Source organism: Streptomyces sp. NPDC051218 (assembly GCF_044455475.1).
GTDB lineage: Bacteria > Actinomycetota > Actinomycetes > Streptomycetales > Streptomycetaceae > Streptomyces.
In genome coordinates this window covers 322389-340252 of record NZ_JBITEU010000011.1, presented here as the reverse complement: position 1 = coordinate 340252, position 17864 = coordinate 322389, and the positions used below count along the sequence as shown (strand labels likewise).

Here is a 17864-nt window from a genome sequence, read left to right as displayed (position 1 = left end):
CGATCGATGTTTGGTTACCGCGTTCCCGCCCCGGATGAGGCGATGCTGATCTCTGGCGGCAGGCGAGGCCTCGGCGGCGCCCCGTTCCGGGTGGTGACGGGCCACGGCAAGTTCGTGCTGCCCGTCTTCCGCAAGACCCGCTTCCTCACCCTTTCCATGTGCGAGGCGGAGGTCGTCGAGCACTGCGTGACCCGGCAGGGCATCGCCCTGAAGGTGCGTGCCGTCATCGCCTTCAAGGTCGGCAACGACACGGAGAGCATCGTCAACGCGGGCCAGCGCTTCCTCTCCGACCAGGACCAGATGTCCGTCCTGACCGGCCGCATCTTCGCCGGCCATCTGCGGTCCATCATCGGCTCGATGACCGTCGAGGAGATCGTCACCGAGCGGCAGAAGCTCGCCACCGAGGTGCTCGACACCTCGAAGTCCGAGATGGCGAAGATCGGCCTGCACGTGGACTCGCTGCAGATCCAGTCGATCGACGACGGCGACACCGGTTACATCGACGCCATGTCCGCCCCGCACAAGGCCGCCATCCAGCGCCAGGCCCAGATCGCCCAGGCGCAGGCGACCCAGGCCTCGGCCGAGGCCGAGCAGGAGGCCGCGCGGAACCAGGCCGAGTACGCGCGCCAGACCGCGATCGTGCAGGCCCAGTACTCCGCCGAGGTCGAGCAGGCCCAGGCCAAGGCCGCTCAGGCGGGCCCCCTGGCGGACGCGCACGCACAGCGGGAGGTGCTCGACGCGCGGACCGAACTCGCCGAGCGTGCTGCCCAGTTGCGCCAGCAGCAGCTGGTCGCGGAGGTCGTGAAGCCCGCGGAGGCGGACGCCGAGCGCATTCGGGTCCTTGCCCTCGCCGAGGCCGAGCGGATGAAGATCCAGGCGGAGGCGGCGGCGTCGTACGACCGGGTCGCGCTCGACCGGATGCTGATCGATCAGTTGCCGTTGATCGTGAAGGAGGCCGCGTCCGGTCTCGCCGGTGCCAACGTGAACGTGCTGAACGGCGCGGACGGGCTCGGCGAGATCGCGGCCGGACTCGTCGGGCAGGGCCTGACGATCCTGGACTCGGTCCGCAACAACCTCGGCTCGCCCGCCCCGCAGGGGATGGGCCAGGGCGAGCGCGAACCCCTCGACATCAAGCGGTACTTGGGCGCGCCCGCCGACCGCGGCCAGGCGGACGGCGGCAAGGGCGACAACGGCAAGCGTGACGGCGGCAAGGGCGACGGCCCCGTGGAAATCCAGTAGCCCCGCGCGCGGGGGCCCGCCGCCGGAGCGCCTCAGCCCTCACCATCACCCCGGTGGCGGGCCGCTCTCGTACGTGGGTCCCCTGCCCGCCCCGAGCGGGCGAGTGTGAGCAGCCAGCCGATTCCGGCGAGTGAGACGAGGACGAGTCCGCCGTCGGAGAAGAGCGTGAACAGATGCTTCTGCTGGTCGGTGGGGGCGGGGATGTAGCCCTGCGCGAAGAGCGCGGGGTCGAGCCCGGCACTCGTGATCTTCGCGACGAGCCAGATGGCGATGCCGTGCATCGAGTCCCACAGCGCGTGCAGCAGCGAGACACCGAGATACGTGGCCACCACCGGGCCGGTGAAGCGGAACCGCCCGTCCGGCGCACGGAACTTGAGGAGCACTCCGCCCGCGATCGCGGTCCACAGGCCGTGCCCGAAGGGGGCGAGGAGCCCGCGCAGGATCTCCGTCTCCAGGAGCGAACGCAGGTCGACGCCGCGCATCGTGACGGCGGCGTTGAAGGCGTACCCGGAACTCTCGAAGGCCGCGAAGCCGAACCCGACCGCGGCGCCGAGCACGAGCCCGGCGCGCAGGCCGCGGATCGGCTTGAAGCGGCGCAGGACCAGCATCAGCGCGAGGAGCTTGACGGCCTCCTCGATCAGACCGACGCCGAGGAAGATCCACACCGAGGGGTGCAGGAGGTAGTACTCCATGACGGACGCGCCGAGAACGCCGAGCACACCGCCCACGATGAAGCAGTTGAGCAGCACGCCGAGGCCGAGGTCGCGTCCGTGGCGCTCGTAGGCCCAGAGCACGAAGACGGCCGGGATGAGGAAGCTGCCCAGGAGGATGAGGGTGGGCAGGAGGTTGGTGTTCTTCGTCGCGTAGGTGATGGCGGCCGTGAGCAGCCAGAGGGCGAGGCCGCCCCAGAGGCAGCGTTTCCAGAGGCCGGGCCGTGTCTGCGGGGCGCGGTGGTCGTCGTCCGGGCTCGGGGGCCGGCTCGGTGACGTGGCCGGCGTGTGCAGCTTCTGATGCATCGGATGGGCTCCCCCTTCGGATCGTCCGGACTGCCCGCTATCCGTTTCGCCCGACTTTAGGTTGAATACGACCTATGTCGCAGCCGGGGACGCTCATCCTGATCATGGCCATCGCCGTGCTCGCGCCCCTCCTCACCTACGGCTTCAGCCGCTGGCTCCCCGTCCCCCTGGTCATCTTCGAGATCCTGCTCGGCATCCTCATCGGCCCCGACGTCCTCGGATGGGCCCGCCACGACGCGGCCATCGACGCGCTCTCGGACCTCGGCCTCTCGATGCTGATCTTCCTCGCCGGATACGAGATCCAGTTCGGCGCCGTCCGCGGGGACACCCTGCGCCGTTCGGTGCGGGCATGGGTGATCTCGCTGGCGCTCGGACTCGGCGTCGCGTTCGCCCTGACCGCGGGCGCCGTCACCAAGAGCTTCGTCATCGGCACGGCGCTGACCAGCACCGCGCTCGGCACGGTGCTGCCGGTCCTGCGCGACTCAGGGGACCTGCGGGGCCGCTTCGGGACGGTGATGATGGCCTTCGGCGCGGTCGGGGAGTTCGGCCCGATCATCGCCATGTCACTGCTCCTGAGCGGCCGGGCCCCCCGCACGTCGGCCGTGCTGCTCGCCGCGTTCGCCGCCGTCACGGCCGCCGCGGTCTTCTGGGCGCTGCGGCCGAGGCCTCCCTGGTTCTCCCGTGTCATCGCCAAGACCCTGCACAGCAGCGGCCAGTTCGCGGTGCGCTTCGTGATGCTGCTGCTCGCCGCGATGCTGGGCCTCTCGTACGCCTTCGGCCTCGACACGCTCCTGGGCGCGTTCGCGGCGGGCCTGCTCACCCGCCTCGTCCTGCAAGGCGCGGCGCCGGAGAGCAGCGAACTGGTCCTCGGGAAGATCGAGGCGATGGGCTTCGGCTTCCTGGTGCCGGTGTTCTTCATCGTGACCGGCATCGACTTCGACCTGGCCGCCCTGCTGCACGGCGGCCGTCCACTCGTCCTGCTGCCCGCCTTCCTCCTGCTCTTCCTCGTCGTACGGGGCCTGCCCGTGTACGTCCTCGCCCCGCGCGACCTGGACGTACGAGACCGGCGCGCCCTCACGCTCTACTCCTCCACGGCCCTGCCGCTCGTCGTCGCGATCACCGCCATCGGCCTGGACGACAAGGCGCTGACGGCGGGCGAGGCCGCGGCGCTCGTCGGGGCGGCGATGGTGTCGGTCCTCGTCTTCCCGCTCCTGGCGCTGAGGCTGCGCGCCCGCGCGCCACGCAGCCTCGAGCCCACAGGCGGCGCCGGCTAGGCGAGCGCGACGAGCTCCCGGTAGTCCGGGCTCCACAGGTCCTCGGTGCCGTCCGGCAGGAGCAGCACGCGATCGGGCCGCAGCGCGTCGATGGCCCCTTCGTCGTGCGTCACCATCACGATCGCGCCCGGATACGTGCCCACGGCGCCGAGCACCTCGTCGCGCGACGCCGGGTCGAGGTTGTTGGTAGGCTCGTCCAGGAGCAGCACGTTCGCCCCCGAGTGCACGAGCCCAGCGAGCGCGAGCCGGGTCTTCTCGCCGCCGGAGAGCACCGCGGCGGGCTTGTCGGCGTCGTCCCCGCGGAACAGGAAGGACCCCAGGACCCCTCGCACCTCCCCGTCCGTGAGGCCGGGCGCGGCGGCGGCGAGATTCTGCCGTACCGTCATGCGGCCGTCGAGGGTGTCGTGCTCCTGCGCGAAGTAGCCGAGCCTGGCTCCGTGACCGTGCACCACCCGCCCACTGTCGGGGAGTTCGGCCCCGGCGAGGATGCGCAGGAGGGTGGTCTTGCCGGCGCCGTTGAACCCGAGGACGACGAGCCGGCTCCCCCGGTCGACGGCCAGGTCGACACCGCCAAGCACCCGATGGCCCCCGTACGCCTTCACCAGACTGACCGCCCCCAGCGGCGTACGCCCGCACGGCGCGGGCTCGGGCAGCCGGATCCGCGCGACACGCTCGCCCCTCCTGACGGGCTCGGTGGCGGCGAGCATCCGGTCGGCGCGGCGGGCCATGTTCTTCGCGGCGGTGGCGGTCGCGACGTGCGAGCGCATCTTCTCCGCCTGGCTGCGCAGCGAAGCGGCCTTCCGCTCGGCGTTGGCCCGCTCACGGCCGCGCCGCCGCTCGTCCGCGGCGCGCTGGGCGAGATAGGTGTGCCAGCCGGTGTTGTGCACGTCGAGGGTGGCGCGGCCGGGGTCGAGCGCGAAGACGCGGTTGACGGTGTCCGCGAGCAGCTCGGTGTCATGGCTGATGAGGACGAGCCCACCGGGACAGCTCCCGAGATACCCCCGCAGCCAGCCCACCGAATCGGCGTCCAGATGGTTGGTCGGCTCGTCGAGGAGCAGGGTGTCGTGGCGCGAGAAGAGGATCCGGGCCAGCTCGACGCGGCGCCGCCGGCCGCCGGAGAGATGGCCGACCGGCGCGTCCAGCATGCGCTCGGGGAGCCCGAGACCGGCGGCCACGCGGGCGGCCTCCGCCTCGGCGGCGTACCCGCCCCGCGCCTGGAACGCGTCGTCCGCGCGGGCGTACGCGGCCATGGCCCGCCGCTGTTCCGCGGCTCCCACGGCTTCGGCCATGGCGCTCTCGGCGTTACGCAGGGCCTGCGCGGCACGGTCGAGTCCGCGGGCGGAGAGGATGCGGGCGGTGACGGTGCTGTGCGGGTCGGCGGCGGCGGGATCCTGGGCGAGGTAGCCGACGGACCCGGTGCGGGTGAAGGTGCCCGCGGCCGGGGCGACCTGCCCCGCGAGGGTCTTGAGCAAGGTGGTCTTCCCCGCGCCGTTACGGCCGACGAGGCCGATGCGGTCGCCGGGGGCGATGTGGAAGGAGGCGCCGGCGAGCAGAAGCCGGGCGCCGCCGCGGACGTCGATGCGTCGGGCGGTGATCATGAGGTAACGCTCCGCAACAGCGAATGGACACACGGGTGACGTGGAGACCGGTGTCCTGGCTAGGAGATGCGGGGCGTCGACATAGGGCGAGGGTATCGATCCCGGCCCCGAGACCGCACGCGGATTTCCCCGCCGGGTGCGGGCGTGCGGAGCGCCGGCCCGAGCGGGATGATCGACTCCATGGACGTCACCTTGCACCTGGCCCAGGAACCGGAAGCCGATGAGCTCCTCGGCCGCAGTCCGCTGGCCGCGCTCGTCGGGATGCTGCTCGACCAGCAGGTTCCGATGGAGTGGGCGTTCGCGGGGCCGCGGACGATCGCGCGGCGGTTGGACGCGGACGATCTCGACGCGCACGAGATCGCCGCGTACGACCCCGAGGCGTTCGCCGCGCTGCTCTCCGCCAAGCCTGCGGTGCATCGCTATCCCGGGTCGATGGCGAAACGAATCCAGCAGCTCTGCGCGTACCTCGTGGAGCATTACGAGGGTGACCCCACCGCCCTGTGGGAGGGCGCCGCGTCCGGCAAGGACCTCCTGAAGCGCCTGAACGACCTCCCCGGCTTCGGCAAGCAGAAGTCACAGATCTTCCTGGCCCTGCTCGGCAAGCAGCTGGGCGTACGTCCTGAGGGCTGGCGGGAGGCGGCGGGGGCGTACGGGGAGCCGGACGCGTACCGCTCGGTCGCGGACATCACGGGCCCGGAGTCCCTCCAAAGGGTCCGCACCCACAAGCAACAGCTCAAAGCGGCGGCGAAGGCCTCCGCCAAGTAACCCTGGGGCCGGGCCCCCCGCATCCACTCCTCCCCGAACAAGCCCTCCCCACCCACCCACCCGATCACCCCGCATCCACCCCTGAACGAACAACCTTTCCCACCCACCCACCCGATTGCCCCGCGGTGCATGGGCGGGGCGGGAGGGCCGGGGGTGCGTGCGGCAGCCGCGACGGGTGGGCGGGGGTGCGTGCGGTAGCCGAGGCGGGTGGGTGAGAGGCCGGCCTGCGTAGCCGAGCGTGGGTGGAAACGCGATCAGATGCAGGAGATGCCCTCGACGCCCCGGGGCCAGAACACCGCCCCCCACCCACCCGCAGCCGGCAGCGAGACGCGAGGGGACGTGCCGGTATGTCTGCCCGGAGCACGGTTCCCGAAGGCGCCGGAGCCGAAGCAGCCCCGCGGTCACCGGACGATAGCGAGGACGGACATACCGGCGCGGCCCCGCACCCCGAGACGGACCGGACCCGCAGCGACACCGACGGCCCGCAGCCGGCAGCGAGACGCGAGGGGACGTGCCGGTATGTCTGCCCGGAGCACGGTTCCCGAAGGCTCCGGAGCCGAAGCAACCCCACGGCCACCGGACGATAGCGAGGACGGACATACCGGCGCGGCCCCGCACCACCACCGCACCAGAACCGCCCCGCAACCGTCAGCCGGGAGCGCCCTCGCGCCCTAGCCCATGAGAGGGGATCTCTGGGGTGGGGCACAGGAAGTGGGGGTGGTCGGGGGACATGACCCCTCATGAGCCGTGCCGCCGCGCCCCGTCCCGCGTGGCTTCGCGCTGCCCTGATTCTGCTGGCCCTCCTCGGCGCCGTCCTCGCCCCCGCGACCCCCACCGAAGCCGCCCCCGCCCCACCCGCGGCCGTCTCCACCGAGCCCACCGGTGAGGCCCACCAGGACACCGCCGAGACCGCCCTCCGCGTACCCACGAGACGCCCCACCCCCGTCTCAGCCCCGGCCGCACGCCCCAGCGACCCCCGCCGCAGCCGCCCCCTCCCCACCCGCGCCCTCCACCACCGCCCCGCCCCACGCTCCGTCGTCCTCCGCTGCTGACAGGCCCGCCCCACGAAGGGCCGGCCACCCCACCCCACCAGCAGCGAGAGAAAGAGGACGGCACCCCATGCCTATCGACCCCTACGCAGCCCTGCACGCACTCCTGCGCGCCGAAGCCGTGCGCAACGCACCCCCCACCCCCGACGCCCCTACCACGGCAGCCTCACAGAGCGACGACGAGGACCCCGAGAAGAACGGCGGCGGCGCGGAGCAGAACGGCCGCTGAGCCAGCCACCACGCCCCCCCGCTCGGCGCAGACGCACACGCACACGTTTCAGCGTCTGCGCCGAGCCGTTCCGAACACCGACCGCGAGATCTCCCGCCCGATCTGCGTCCCCAACGACCGCGCCAGCGACTTGAAGATCCCGCTCCCCACCACCTGGTCCACCACCGAGCCGGACCCCTTGCTCGAAGCCGCCCCCTTCGCCGCCGCCTTCTCCGCTTTCTCCGCCTCCGCCGCGGCCGCGACCGCCGCAGCCGCCTCCTCCGCCTCCGCCTGACGCGCGGTCAACTTCTCGTAGGCCGACTCCCGGTCAACCGCGTCCGCGTACCGCCCGTACAGCAGCGACCCCTTCACCGCTCCCTCCAGCGCCCCCGCCTCCACCGGCCCCATCAACGACTCCGGCGCCCGCAACCGCGTCACGGCCACCGGCGTGGGTGCGCCCTTCTCGCTCAGTACGGTGATCACCGCCTCGCCGGTGCCGATCGCGGTGAGGGTCTCCTCCAGGTCGTACGCGGAGTTCGGGAACGTCCGCACCGTAGCCTTCAGCGCCTTCTGGTCGTCCGGGGTGAAGGCCCGCAGCGCGTGCTGGACGCGGTTGCCCAGCTGGGCGAGGACATCGGCGGGCACGTCCTTCGGCGTCTGCGTCACGAAGAAGACGCCGACCCCCTTCGAGCGGATGAGCCGCACGGTCTGCGTGATCGCTTCGAGGAAGGCCTTCGACGCCCCGTTGAAGAGCAGGTGCGCCTCGTCGAAGAAGAAGACCAGCTTCGGCTTCTCCACGTCACCCACCTCGGGCAGGTCGTTGTAGAGATCCGCGAGCAGCCACATCAGGAACGTCGAGAAGAGCTGCGGTTTGTCCTGCACGGCGGGCAGTTCGAGCACCGACACCAGACCCCGCCCGTCCGGCGCCGCCCGCAGGAACTCAGCTGTGTCGAACTCCGGCTCCCCGAAGAAGTCCCCCATGCCCTGCGCCTCGAAGGCGGTCAGCGCCCGCAGGATGACGCCCGCGGTGACCGTGGAAAGGCCGCCGATTCCCTTGAGTTCCGGCTTTCCCTCGTCCGACGTCAGGAACGTCACCACGGCCCGCAGATCCTTCAGGTCGACCAGTTCCAGCCCTTTCTGGTCGGCGTAATGGAAGATCAGGCCGAGCGACTGCTCCTGGGTCTGGTTCAGTTGCAGCACCTTCGACAGCAGCACCGGACCGAAGCTCGTGATCGTGGACCGCACCGGAATCCCGGTGCCGATCCCGCCCAGCGCGTAGAACTCGCTGGGGAAGCCCGTCGCCTCCCACGTCTGCCCGACGTCCCGCGCCCGCTCGGCGACCTTCTCGCCGCTCTCCCCCGGCACCGAGATCCCGGATACGTCCCCCTTGATGTCGGCGAGGAACACCGGCACGCCCTGCGCGGCCAGCTGCTCGGCGATGAGCTGGAGAGTCTTCGTCTTGCCTGTGCCGGTCGCGCCCGCGACGAGCCCGTGGCGGTTGAGCATGGCAAGCGGGATGCGGATCTGGGCGTCGGGAAGGCACTGTCCGTCCCACAGGAGCGCGCCGAGGTCCAGCGCGGGCCCGGCGAAGGCATAGCCGGAGACGATCTCCATCGCTTCCTGGGGCAGCGCGGCACCCCGACGCTCCGTACCTCCACCCACGGCACCCCCACCGGAAGCTTCCCCTCCGGTCGTCACCCCCGCGACCGGCGTTGACTCGTTAGAGGGGTTCGCGCGCCCCGTCGTGGACGGCATCGGCTGGCTCTCGCTCACTTCTGCCCCTGTTCCCGGCTTGAGTGTTCCCGGTTTGCCCCGATTTCCGGCGTCATTTCCCAGAGTCGCACTCCGTCTCCATGGCTGCGCCCGGAGAGCCTCGCCCGGTAGGCTTTCCGTGTGATCTTCAAGCGCATCGGAAACGGCCGGCCGTACCCCGACCACGGCCGGGAAAGCACCCGGCAGTGGGCGGACGTCGCGCCGCGCCCGGTCCGCCTCGATCAGCTCGTGACGACCAAGGGCCAGCTGGACCTAGAGACGCTCCTCGCGGAGGACTCGACGTTCTACGGCGACCTCTTCGCGCACGTGGTGAAGTGGCAGGGCGACCTCTACCTGGAAGACGGGCTGCACCGCGCGGTCCGCGCCGCGCTCCAGCAGCGCCAGGTGCTGCACGCCCGCGTACTCGAACTGGGCTGACGACGCCGCACGGCCGTGACACCGGCCGTGACACCGGCCGTGACACCGGCCGTGACACCGGCCGTGACACCGGGCACGCACGCCTTCACGCTTAACGCGCGCGTGCGTGCGCGCGCGTCACGATTGCCGCACGCGCGCCTCACGGTTGCCGCACGCGTCCCCACCTCACGTTCACAACCCGCGCCCGCAGCCACGCCCATTGGCCCTTTCGGGTTGGACCGACCCCAAGTCAATGATCATTTAGTAGGCATCACGGCGTCGTCGCACTACGCTGCGCCCATGAGCATGCTCACTCCCCCCGGCATGGGCGGCAAGTACCGCATCACGGGGGCCAAATATCCGCGTATGCGCCGCCCCCGTGGCCGCCGCAGGCTCGTGCTCGCGGTGATCGCGTCCGTCGCGGGGGCCGGCCTCATCGGCTGGGGAACACTGCAGCTCATCGATGTCTTCACCGGCGGCGGCAAGGCCACGGCGGCGAGCTCGCGCAGCGACTGCGCGGCCAAGAAGCCCGGCCCCTCGGCCGAGCCCGCCCCCGCGGCGCTGCCCAAGCCGGGCCAGATCAAGGTCAACGTCTTCAACGCCACGCCCCGCTCCGGCCTCGCCAAGGACGTCGCGGCCGAGCTCAAGAAGCGCGGCTTCGCCATCGGCAAGGTGGACAACGCCCCGAAGGAGTACGACAAGAAGGTCAAGGGCACCGGGATGCTGCTCGGCCCCAAGTCCGCCACGGGCACCGCGCTGCCGGTCCTCGGGACGCAGCTCGCGGGCACCGAGAGCCGCACGGACGCCCGCAAGGGCGGCGAGGTCGACCTCATCATCGGCTCGAAGTTCAAGGATCTGGCAAAGAAAGAGGACGCCGACAAGGCTCTGGCGGTACTCGCCAAACCCAAGCCGACGTCCCCGGCGTCCCACGGCAAGAAGGACTGCTGAGCGCCGCTCCCCGAAGGAGCGGCCGCGCGCTACTGCGCCGTCCCGTACATCCGGTCCCCGGCGTCACCGAGCCCCGGCACGATGTAGCCGCTCTCGTTGAGCCGTTCGTCCACCGACGCCGTCACGACCGTCACCGGCGTGCCCGCGAGCTCGCGCTCCATGACCTCGACGCCCTCGGGGGCGGCGAGGAGCACCACGGCGGTGACGTCGTCCGCGCCGCGCTTGATCAGTTCCTGGATGGCGGCGACGAGCGTGCCGCCGGTGGCCAGCATCGGGTCCAGGACGTACACCTGACGCCCGGAGAGGTCCTCCGGCATACGCGTCGCGTACGTGGACGCCTGGAGGGTCTCCTCGTCGCGGATCATCCCGAGGAAGCCCACCTCGGCGGTAGGCAGGAGCCGCACCATGCCGTCCAGCATGCCGAGCCCGGCACGCAGGATCGGCACGACCAGGGGGCGCGGGTGGGACAGCTTGACGCCGGTCGTCGGGGTGACCGGGGTCTCGATGTCGACCTGCTCGGTGCGCACGTCCCGGGTGGCCTCGTACGCGAGCAGGGTGACCAGCTCGTCGGCGAGGCGCCGGAAGGTCGGTGAGTCGGTGCGCTTGTCGCGCAGCGTGGTGAGTTTGTGCGCCACCAGCGGGTGGTCGACGACGTGGATACGCATGCCGTCAACGGTAACCGCGCGCGGGACCACCTGGTCTCCCCCGTGACGACCGCTTCGCACCCCTGCTTCGAACCCCTGCTTCGAACCCCTGCGTCGAACCTCCGCTTCGGCCCCGCCCCGGGAAGACCCCTCGCATCAAACCCGCCGTACGGGGGAAAGTGGACGTACGACCTTGGGTGGTGTTGCCCATGCCGGACAGAGAGCCCGGCGGCCGAGAGCCGGACCGCGAGACCGAAGCCGAGCGCCGGCGCCGTCGTGCCCAGTTCCTGCACGAAAGGGCCGAGGCCCTTGAGCTTCGCGACCGTGTGAAGCCGCGCCGCGCCCGGGCGGCACGGATGCGTCAGCAGATGCGTATGCGCACGTTCCGCTGGTAGCGGCCACCTCTCACGCAGGCATCGGGGAGCCGTCCGGGAGACGCGACGCGGACACAGCGGGCGGAAGACCTCTCCTCGGGCCGTGGTTTCTGCCACGATTCCGAGTGGGCGGGGCTTGGAACAGCAACTCCCCCGCTCCCCGAACTCGCCGGGGGGACACCCAAACCGTCAACCGGCACTGTCTATGACCAGTGGGAGAGTCACGGTGTACTTCGCCGCACTGCTCGCGCGCACCGAAGACGGGTGGGAAGCGAGCGACACGGAGCTCGACGATGTGGAGACCCTGTCGGATCTGACCGACCTGGCCCGCGAGGCCACGGCCGGCAGCGCTGAGGACGACACCGTCCTCGTCTTCATCGAACAGGAGGGCGCCTGGTTCGGCGTCGTCCGCGTGGACGGTGAGGAGGACCCTCGTATCTACGTCTCGGACGCGGCCGCGGCCGCCCGGAGTTCGTACGGCGAGATCCTGCTCACCGACGAGATGCTCGGCCGCGAGCCGGGCACCGACGACCCGGGTGTCGATCTGGACGCCCTCGACCTGGACGGCACGGAGGACGGCGAACCCGCCGCGTCCGACGCCGTCCCCGATACCGCCGATGACGACGACACGGGGGACGCATCGGGCGACGCGGTGCCCGCGGGGCCCCTCGGCGACTCCGGGCTCATGGCCGACCTCGGCGTGCCCGAGAAGGAGCTGCTCGGTCTGGAGCCCGGTGACGCGCTCAGCGACATCGCCGAGATCCTCGGGGCGGCGGAGGTGCTAGAGGCCGTCCGCTAGGTTCCCGGTGTGAGCGAAACCGGCCATCCGACCGACCCGAACGACACGACCGACACGACCGATCCTGTGCGCGACCGCTGGCGGGCGTCCATGCGGCTCGCCCTGGCCGAGGCCGAACTGGCCGCTCAGGGCGGCGATGTGCCCGTCGGCGCCGTCGTGCTGTCCCCGGACGGCACGACGGTGCTCGCGTCGGGCCACAACGAACGCGAGGCGACCGGTGATCCGACGGCGCACGCGGAGGTGCTCGCCCTCCGCCGGGCCGCGGCCGCGCTCGGGGAGTGGCGGCTCACGGGCTGCACGCTGGTGGTGACCCTGGAACCCTGCACGATGTGCGCGGGCGCGCTCGTCCAGTCCCGCGTCGACCGCGTCGTCTACGGTGCGCGCGACGAGAAGGCGGGCGCCGCGGGCTCCGTCTGGGACGTCGTACGCGACAGAAGGCTCAACCACCGCCCCGAGGTGATCGAGGGTGTCCTCGCGGAGGAGACCGCTGGGGTGCTCACCCGCTTCTTCCGGGGGCGCTGAGGGGCCTGCGGGGAGCCTCTGAGAAGCCAGTGGGAAGCCTCCGCGAGAACGGATTTCTGACCACGGGCATCTTTGGGCTAGAGTTCCTCTCGGTAGCGTGTCCGAGCGGCCGAAGGAGCTCGCCTCGAAAGCGAGTGTGGGGAAACTCACCGTGGGTTCAAATCCCACCGCTACCGCTCTTCATACGAAGGCCCCGTCCGCGAGGACGGGGCCTTCGTCGTTTCCGGCACCTGCCGAAAGGCCGGACGCGCGAGAGAGCCCCGGCGCCGCGAAGGCGCCGGGGCTCTCTTCCGATAGGACGGGGGGAGCGGCATCGGGGGGACAAGCCACTCCCCCCGATGAGGACTGGAACCCCTAAGCCAGCGCCGCCTTTCGGGGGGAAGCCGACGGCGCGTGACCCCGCAGTGGGGCCAGTCCCTTGCCCGCGGATTCCTGCCAGATCCGCTGGGCACATCACCAATCCTGCGTGGCGCGCCACTCGGAACGGGACGGCAAAGGACCTCTGCTGCCGGGCCGTTGGTCCTTAAAAACCTTGTGAGCACGTGCCGGGTTAGACTCACGGCCGTCACAGGGGCCACAGGACGCAGCGGGTATGGGGAGGCCGAAGCATGGCGGTGCAGTGGAAGAAAGTCGGGCTCTTCGCGCTCGTCGTCTTCATGCTCTACGTGATCATCACCGACCCCGCCAAGGCCGCTGACTACGTGCAGATAGGCTTCGAGGCGGTTTCGGACGCCGCTCAGAGCATCGGCGACTTCATGACGTGGGTCGCCAACGGAGGCAAGGACTGAGCGGCTCGGCCGCCGTCCCCGACTCTCCTCCCCCCGCTTCTCAGGAGTGCGCAATGATCCGCCATCTGGTCCTCTTCAAGCTCAACGACGGTGTGGAGCGCGACGAGCCGCGCGTCGTCGAGGGCGTCAAGGCCTTCCGCGCACTCGGCGAGCAGATCCCGGAGCTCACGTTCTGGGAGTGCGACTGGAACATCACCGACCGGCCCATCGCGTACGACTTCGCCATCAACTCGGCGGTCGAGGACACCGATGCGCTGAAGCGGTACATCGAGCACCCGGCCCACCAGGCGGGCGTCGCGCTGTGGCGTGAGTTCGCCACGTGGGTGATCGCCGACTACGAGTTCTGAGCCGGCCGGCTCGGCCACTCCGCGAAAAGCGGCCCCTCACCTGGGCAGCCCCTCACCGGAACGGTGAGGGGCTGCGCTGCGTCTTATGGCCCAACTTGCCCCTCAACACGTAGTTATCGGGTGCTTGCACACAGTGCACATGTCTTGTGATGCTATGACCGCTTTTGACGGATGAGTTGACCAGGGTCGGCTGATCTTGACTGAGCTCGACAGGACTTGATTGCGCTTGACCGAGAAGGGGTGGCGTTGACCGTGCCGGCCAGTACTGCGCCCGAAGCACCACCCGTGACCCCGCAGGCGAGCAGCCCCGGCCCACCGAGCGCCCCGGGCCCGCAGGACACGCAGCCGGCCCCGAGCGCCCTCAGCGCCCCCACCACTCCCAGCGCCCCGAGCACCCCGAGCACCCCCAGCAGCAGGGGCGCCGACACCCGCGCCCTGACCCAGGTGCTCTTCGGTCAGCTCAAGGAGCTCGAACCGGGCACCCCCGAGCACGGCCGCGTCCGCGGTGCGCTCATCGAGGCGAATCTGCCGCTGGTGCGGTACGCCGCCGCCCGCTTCCGCAGCCGCAACGAACCGATGGAGGACGTCGTCCAGGTCGGCACGATCGGCCTGATCAACGCCATCGACCGCTTCGACCCCGAGCGCGGCGTGCAGTTCCCGACCTTCGCGATGCCCACCGTGGTCGGCGAGATCAAGCGGTACTTCCGCGACAACGTACGAACGGTCCATGTGCCGCGCCGTCTTCACGAGCTGTGGGTGCAGGTGACCGGGGCGACCGAGGACCTCACCACGGCGTTCGGGCGCTCGCCCACGACCGCGGAGATCGCCGAGCGGCTGCGGATCACCGAGGAGGAGGTCCTGGCCTGCATCGAGGCCGGACGTTCGTACCACGCAACGTCGTTGGAGGCGGCCCAGGAAGGCGACGGCCTGCCCGGCCTGCTCGACCGGCTCGGCTATGAGGACCCCGCGCTCGACGGCGTCGAGCACCGCGATCTCGTCCGCCATCTCCTCGTGCAACTGCCCGAGCGCGAACAGCGCATCCTGCTTCTGCGCTACTACAGCAATCTGACGCAATCACAGATCAGCGCCGAATTGGGCGTTTCTCAGATGCATGTGTCAAGACTGCTGGCCAGAAGCTTCGCGCGACTTCGATCCGCAAACCGTATCGAGGCGTAACCGTATCGAGTGGACTGCCCCGACGGCAGTTCCCGACGGATCCACGAGAAGAAAAGCCCCAGACCCCCTCTTTCCTGCATCGATGTCACCCTTCTTTGTCGACATGTAACTACAGCGTGTTGCCGACATGTGACATTCTGCTGGAACCGCGTTTGCCGCAGCCCCACGTCCGGTATTCAGGTGGAGGCTGCGTTCCTCCGACGGGAGCGTCCGCCGTGACCGTCCGCGACCTCAAGGGGGTGGCATGTCCGCAGACCAGGGCAGCTCGAAGGTGCTCACGCTCACGAAGAGCGAATCAGCGCCGAGCGAATCAGCGCCCGACGCGCTTGTGAGCCCAGTTGTTTCCGGGGCTTCCGGAGCCATCGACACTCGCACCCTGTCCCGCTCCCTGTTCCTGCGGCTCGCCGCGCTCGACCAGGACAGCCCGGAGCGTGTCTATGTCCGAGACACGCTGATCGAGCTCAACCTCCCCCTCGTCCGGTACGCGGCCGCGCGCTTCCGCAGCCGTAACGAACCGATGGAGGACATCGTCCAGGTCGGCACGATCGGCCTCATCAAGGCGATCGACCGCTTCGACTGCGAACGCGGCGTGGAATTCCCGACGTTCGCGATGCCGACGGTCGTCGGTGAGATCAAGCGCTTCTTCCGCGACACGAGTTGGTCGGTGCGCGTGCCGCGCCGGCTCCAGGAGTTGCGGCTCGCGCTGACGAAGACGAGCGACGAGCTGGCGCAGAAGCTGGACCGCTCGCCGACCGTGCCCGAACTCGCCAAGGCCCTCGGGGTGTCCGAGGAGGACGTGGTCGACGGCCTGGCCGTCGGCAACGCGTACACCGCGTCCTCGCTCGACTCCCCGGCCCCCGAGGACGACGGCGGCGAGGGCTCCCTCGCGGACCGCCTGGGGTACGAGGACAGTGCCCTCGAAGGCGTCGAGTACCGCGAGTCACTCAAGCCGCTGCTCGCCAAGCTGCCGCCGCGCGAGCGCCGCATCATCATGCTGCGCTTCTTCGCGAACATGACGCAGTCGCAGATCGGCGAGGAGGTCGGCATCTCGCAGATGCACGTGTCCCGGCTGCTCACCCGGACGCTCTCGCAGCTGCGGGAAGGTCTCATCGCGGACTGACGGCACTCCCCCTGTGGCTCAATGCGCCCCAGGGGGACAGGAGTTGCCGTAGCGGGGCAGGAGTTGGCCGTAGCGGGGCAGGAGTTGCTGACGGGGTTCCTAATTGACGGTCCGTCAGCCACACTTGCGCGATGCGACGTGGCATACGGAACGTACTGGGTGCGTCCACGGCTGCCCTGTGCCTGGGCGGGCTGCTTGCCGCCTGCGGCAGCGGTGACGGCGAGGGCTATGTGGCCACGGGGCCGGCCGCCGCGGGGCCTGAGCGGGCGCCGGGGCAGGGTGCCGCCCCCACCGGGGACGTGGAGTTGGTCCCGTTGGACGGTACGGCGTCACCCGGCGAGGGTGGCGGCAAGGGTGACTCCCCCGAGCCGTCCGGGCCCGGCGCCGATGACTCCTCCGGCAAGTCCCCTGCCGGAAAGCCCAGTTCTGCCTCTCCGGGCGCCTCGGACAGCAGCAGCTCCCCGGCTGACGGCCCCAAGGCCGGTCGTACGGAGAGCAGTTCGGGAGCCAGTAACCCGGAGGTCACGCCCTCCGCACCCGGCGGCAGCTCAAGCGCCCCGCCCAGCGGGCCCGCGAAGCTGAGCGTCAGCGCGCCGGAACGTAAGCCTGCCGACGACCGGTGGTGCGAAAAGGTGACCGTCACGTTCCGCAACACCGGGGGATCACCGGTTCGGTCGGGCACGGTCACCTTCGAGACGCACGTGATCGGTGCCCTTGGCGTGGACTGGGCCACGCTTGAATCCACGGAGAAGCTCCCCGCACCCATTGATGCGGGGAAGACCGTGAAGAAGACCTGGCCTGTGTGCGTCGAAGCCTGGCGGGTGCCGCTGGGGATGCATGTCGAGACGCAGGACGTCTCGGTGAAGTGGAAGTAGCTGGGTTCTGATCCGCGGGCCGCATGTGGCTGGTCGCGCCCACGCGGCGGAGCCGCAGATGTCACAGCCCCGCGCCCCTTACGGGGCGCTCCTCCTACTTCAACGCCAGCCAAGCCACCCCCGCGATCACCGCGATCGCGAGTACGACGCCGATGATCAGGCCGATGCGCGGGCCCGCGGGTGCTGCCGCGGGCTGCTGGGCTCGGCCGCCCTGCGGGGACTCGTCGACGAAGGCGCGGAACATCTGCGTGCTGCCGGCCGGGTCGGGGGTGTTCTGGGGGCCCTGGGGGTTGTGTGCCATAGCGCAGGACCCTAGCGAACCAACCGGGGTCGGCCCAACCCCCGCTGACCACGGACTTTACGAGCCGAGCCCCAGACCTTTGCCGACTCTTTAAGGCGTTGGTCCGGTTTTAGTTTGCCTGCGGCAACCAACTGTCTCTATCGTTGCCCTAAGCAACAACATAGGAGGTGCCGTGGCCGCGCAGCGTCATTACGAGGAGCTGGCCCGACAGCTCAGCGCCATCGGCGCCGTGAAACGTGGTCTCGGAAGAGGGCTGCCGCACGACTGCCCGGCAGGTTCCGCCGCCGTACTCATCCTGCTCGACCGGCACGGAGAGATGCGGATGAGCAGGCTCGCCGAGCTGCTCGCCGTGGACATGTCGGTGACAAGTCGCCACGTGGCCCATGTCGCCGAGAAGGAGTGGATCCTGCGGGATCCCGACCCCGCCGACAAGCGCTCCCGGATCCTGCGCCTCACGCCCACGGGCAAGGCGAAGGTCAACGAGCTGTCCGACCTGTCCATCAGGACACTCACCCACTACTTGCATGACTGGTCAGACGACGAGGTCGTCCAGCTCAGCACGCTGCTCGCGCGACTGCGCGACAGCTTCGGGGACTGCCGTGCGGCTTCGGCCCGGTTCCCCTTCGAAGAGACCACCCGTACACCCGCGTAA

At 70.3% G+C, this 17864-nt stretch carries 21 protein-coding genes and 1 tRNA gene; 17 read left to right on the top strand and 5 right to left on the bottom strand.

Features of this window, described 5'->3' with window-relative positions; all coding sequences use genetic code 11:
- Positions 1-6 precede the first annotated feature (6 nt).
- Positions 7-1239: an SPFH domain-containing protein gene (locus ACIBCK_RS31735; protein WP_399395833.1), complete on the top strand. Its 1233-nt coding sequence runs from the start codon at positions 7-9 to the stop codon at positions 1237-1239.
- 32 nt (positions 1240-1271) lie between these two features.
- Here ACIBCK_RS31735 and ACIBCK_RS31730 read toward each other — a convergent pair whose 3' ends face one another.
- Positions 1272-2255, bottom strand: a complete 984-nt coding sequence (locus ACIBCK_RS31730) for a PrsW family intramembrane metalloprotease (RefSeq protein ID WP_399395831.1) — start codon at positions 2253-2255, stop codon at positions 1272-1274.
- 74 nt (positions 2256-2329) lie between these two features.
- Here ACIBCK_RS31730 and ACIBCK_RS31725 point away from each other — a divergent pair, with 74 nt between their 5' ends.
- Positions 2330-3529, top strand: a complete 1200-nt coding sequence (locus tag ACIBCK_RS31725) for a cation:proton antiporter (protein WP_399395829.1) — start codon at positions 2330-2332, stop codon at positions 3527-3529.
- Here the strand turns inward: ACIBCK_RS31725 and ACIBCK_RS31720 are convergent.
- Positions 3526-5127: an ABC-F family ATP-binding cassette domain-containing protein gene (locus ACIBCK_RS31720; protein ID WP_399395827.1), complete on the bottom strand. Its 1602-nt coding sequence runs from the start codon at positions 5125-5127 to the stop codon at positions 3526-3528. The two genes, ACIBCK_RS31725 and ACIBCK_RS31720, sit on opposite strands and share 4 nt — an antisense overlap.
- A gap of 180 nt (positions 5128-5307) precedes the next feature.
- Between ACIBCK_RS31720 and ACIBCK_RS31715 the strand changes: the two genes are divergently transcribed.
- The 3 genes from ACIBCK_RS31715 (at position 5308) to ACIBCK_RS31705 (ending at position 7170) form a co-directional block, all read left to right on the top strand.
- Positions 5308-5892 carry an HhH-GPD-type base excision DNA repair protein gene (locus tag ACIBCK_RS31715; RefSeq protein ID WP_399395825.1) on the top strand — a complete coding sequence of 195 codons (585 nt, stop codon included), beginning with the start codon at positions 5308-5310 and terminating at the stop codon, positions 5890-5892.
- A gap of 740 nt (positions 5893-6632) precedes the next feature.
- Entirely contained in the window at positions 6633-6944 is a 312-nt protein-coding gene (locus tag ACIBCK_RS31710; RefSeq protein WP_399395823.1) for a hypothetical protein, read from the top strand.
- Between the two features lie 67 nt (positions 6945-7011).
- A complete protein-coding gene (locus ACIBCK_RS31705) occupies positions 7012-7170 on the top strand; it encodes a hypothetical protein (RefSeq protein WP_399395822.1) in 159 nt (52 codons plus the stop codon).
- 48 nt (positions 7171-7218) lie between these two features.
- On the opposite strand, the gene ACIBCK_RS31700 is transcribed toward ACIBCK_RS31705, so the two are convergent.
- Positions 7219-8763: a helicase HerA-like domain-containing protein gene (locus ACIBCK_RS31700; RefSeq protein ID WP_399395971.1), complete on the bottom strand. Its 1545-nt coding sequence runs from the start codon at positions 8761-8763 to the stop codon at positions 7219-7221.
- Between the two features lie 279 nt (positions 8764-9042).
- On the opposite strand from ACIBCK_RS31700, the gene ACIBCK_RS31695 reads away from it, so the two are divergent.
- Complete coding sequence (locus ACIBCK_RS31695; protein WP_003955420.1) at positions 9043-9339, top strand: type II toxin-antitoxin system VapB family antitoxin; 297 nt, start codon at positions 9043-9045, stop codon at positions 9337-9339.
- A 279-nt stretch (positions 9340-9618) separates the two neighbouring features.
- Positions 9619-10266, top strand: coding sequence for a LytR C-terminal domain-containing protein (locus ACIBCK_RS31690; RefSeq protein ID WP_399395820.1), 648 nt, complete (start codon positions 9619-9621; stop codon positions 10264-10266).
- Between the two features lie 29 nt (positions 10267-10295).
- Here the strand turns inward: ACIBCK_RS31690 and upp are convergent, their stop codons facing one another.
- A complete protein-coding gene (gene upp / locus ACIBCK_RS31685) occupies positions 10296-10931 on the bottom strand; it encodes a uracil phosphoribosyltransferase (RefSeq protein WP_399395818.1) in 636 nt (211 codons plus the stop codon).
- A 188-nt stretch (positions 10932-11119) separates the two neighbouring features.
- Between upp and ACIBCK_RS31680 the strand changes: the two genes are divergently transcribed.
- The 9 genes from ACIBCK_RS31680 to ACIBCK_RS31640 all read left to right on the top strand — a co-directional run bounded on the left by ACIBCK_RS31680 (position 11120) and on the right by ACIBCK_RS31640 (position 16911).
- On the top strand, positions 11120-11305 hold the full coding sequence (locus tag ACIBCK_RS31680; RefSeq protein WP_367043588.1) for a hypothetical protein: 186 nt from the start codon (positions 11120-11122) through the stop codon (positions 11303-11305).
- Between the two features lie 205 nt (positions 11306-11510).
- On the top strand, positions 11511-12083 hold the full coding sequence (locus ACIBCK_RS31675) for a hypothetical protein (RefSeq protein WP_399395969.1): 573 nt from the start codon (positions 11511-11513) through the stop codon (positions 12081-12083).
- Positions 12084-12173: 90 nt separating this feature from the next.
- A complete protein-coding gene (gene tadA / locus ACIBCK_RS31670) occupies positions 12174-12605 on the top strand; it encodes a tRNA adenosine(34) deaminase TadA (RefSeq protein ID WP_399395967.1) in 432 nt (143 codons plus the stop codon).
- A gap of 91 nt (positions 12606-12696) precedes the next feature.
- Positions 12697-12781: transfer RNA gene (locus tag ACIBCK_RS31665), tRNA-Ser, on the top strand.
- Between the two features lie 432 nt (positions 12782-13213).
- Positions 13214-13393: a hypothetical protein gene (locus ACIBCK_RS31660; RefSeq protein ID WP_367043590.1), complete on the top strand. Its 180-nt coding sequence runs from the start codon at positions 13214-13216 to the stop codon at positions 13391-13393.
- Positions 13394-13446: 53 nt separating this feature from the next.
- Entirely contained in the window at positions 13447-13740 is a 294-nt protein-coding gene (locus tag ACIBCK_RS31655) for a Dabb family protein (RefSeq protein ID WP_160505982.1), read from the top strand.
- 252 nt (positions 13741-13992) lie between these two features.
- Positions 13993-14916, top strand: coding sequence for an RNA polymerase sigma factor SigF (locus ACIBCK_RS31650; protein WP_399395815.1), 924 nt, complete (start codon positions 13993-13995; stop codon positions 14914-14916).
- A 244-nt stretch (positions 14917-15160) separates the two neighbouring features.
- The gene (locus ACIBCK_RS31645; RefSeq protein WP_399395814.1) at positions 15161-16036 is read left to right on the top strand and encodes an RNA polymerase sigma factor SigF; all 876 of its coding nucleotides are present in this window, start codon (positions 15161-15163) and stop codon (positions 16034-16036) included.
- Positions 16037-16167: 131 nt separating this feature from the next.
- Entirely contained in the window at positions 16168-16911 is a 744-nt protein-coding gene (locus ACIBCK_RS31640) for a hypothetical protein (RefSeq protein WP_399395812.1), read from the top strand.
- A 94-nt stretch (positions 16912-17005) separates the two neighbouring features.
- Here the strand turns inward: ACIBCK_RS31640 and ACIBCK_RS31635 are convergent, their stop codons facing one another.
- Positions 17006-17212 carry a hypothetical protein gene (locus tag ACIBCK_RS31635; RefSeq protein WP_399395811.1) on the bottom strand — a complete coding sequence of 69 codons (207 nt, stop codon included), beginning with the start codon at positions 17210-17212 and terminating at the stop codon, positions 17006-17008.
- A 172-nt stretch (positions 17213-17384) separates the two neighbouring features.
- Here ACIBCK_RS31635 and ACIBCK_RS31630 point away from each other — a divergent pair, with 172 nt between their 5' ends.
- A complete protein-coding gene (locus ACIBCK_RS31630) occupies positions 17385-17864 on the top strand; it encodes a MarR family transcriptional regulator (protein WP_367043595.1) in 480 nt (159 codons plus the stop codon).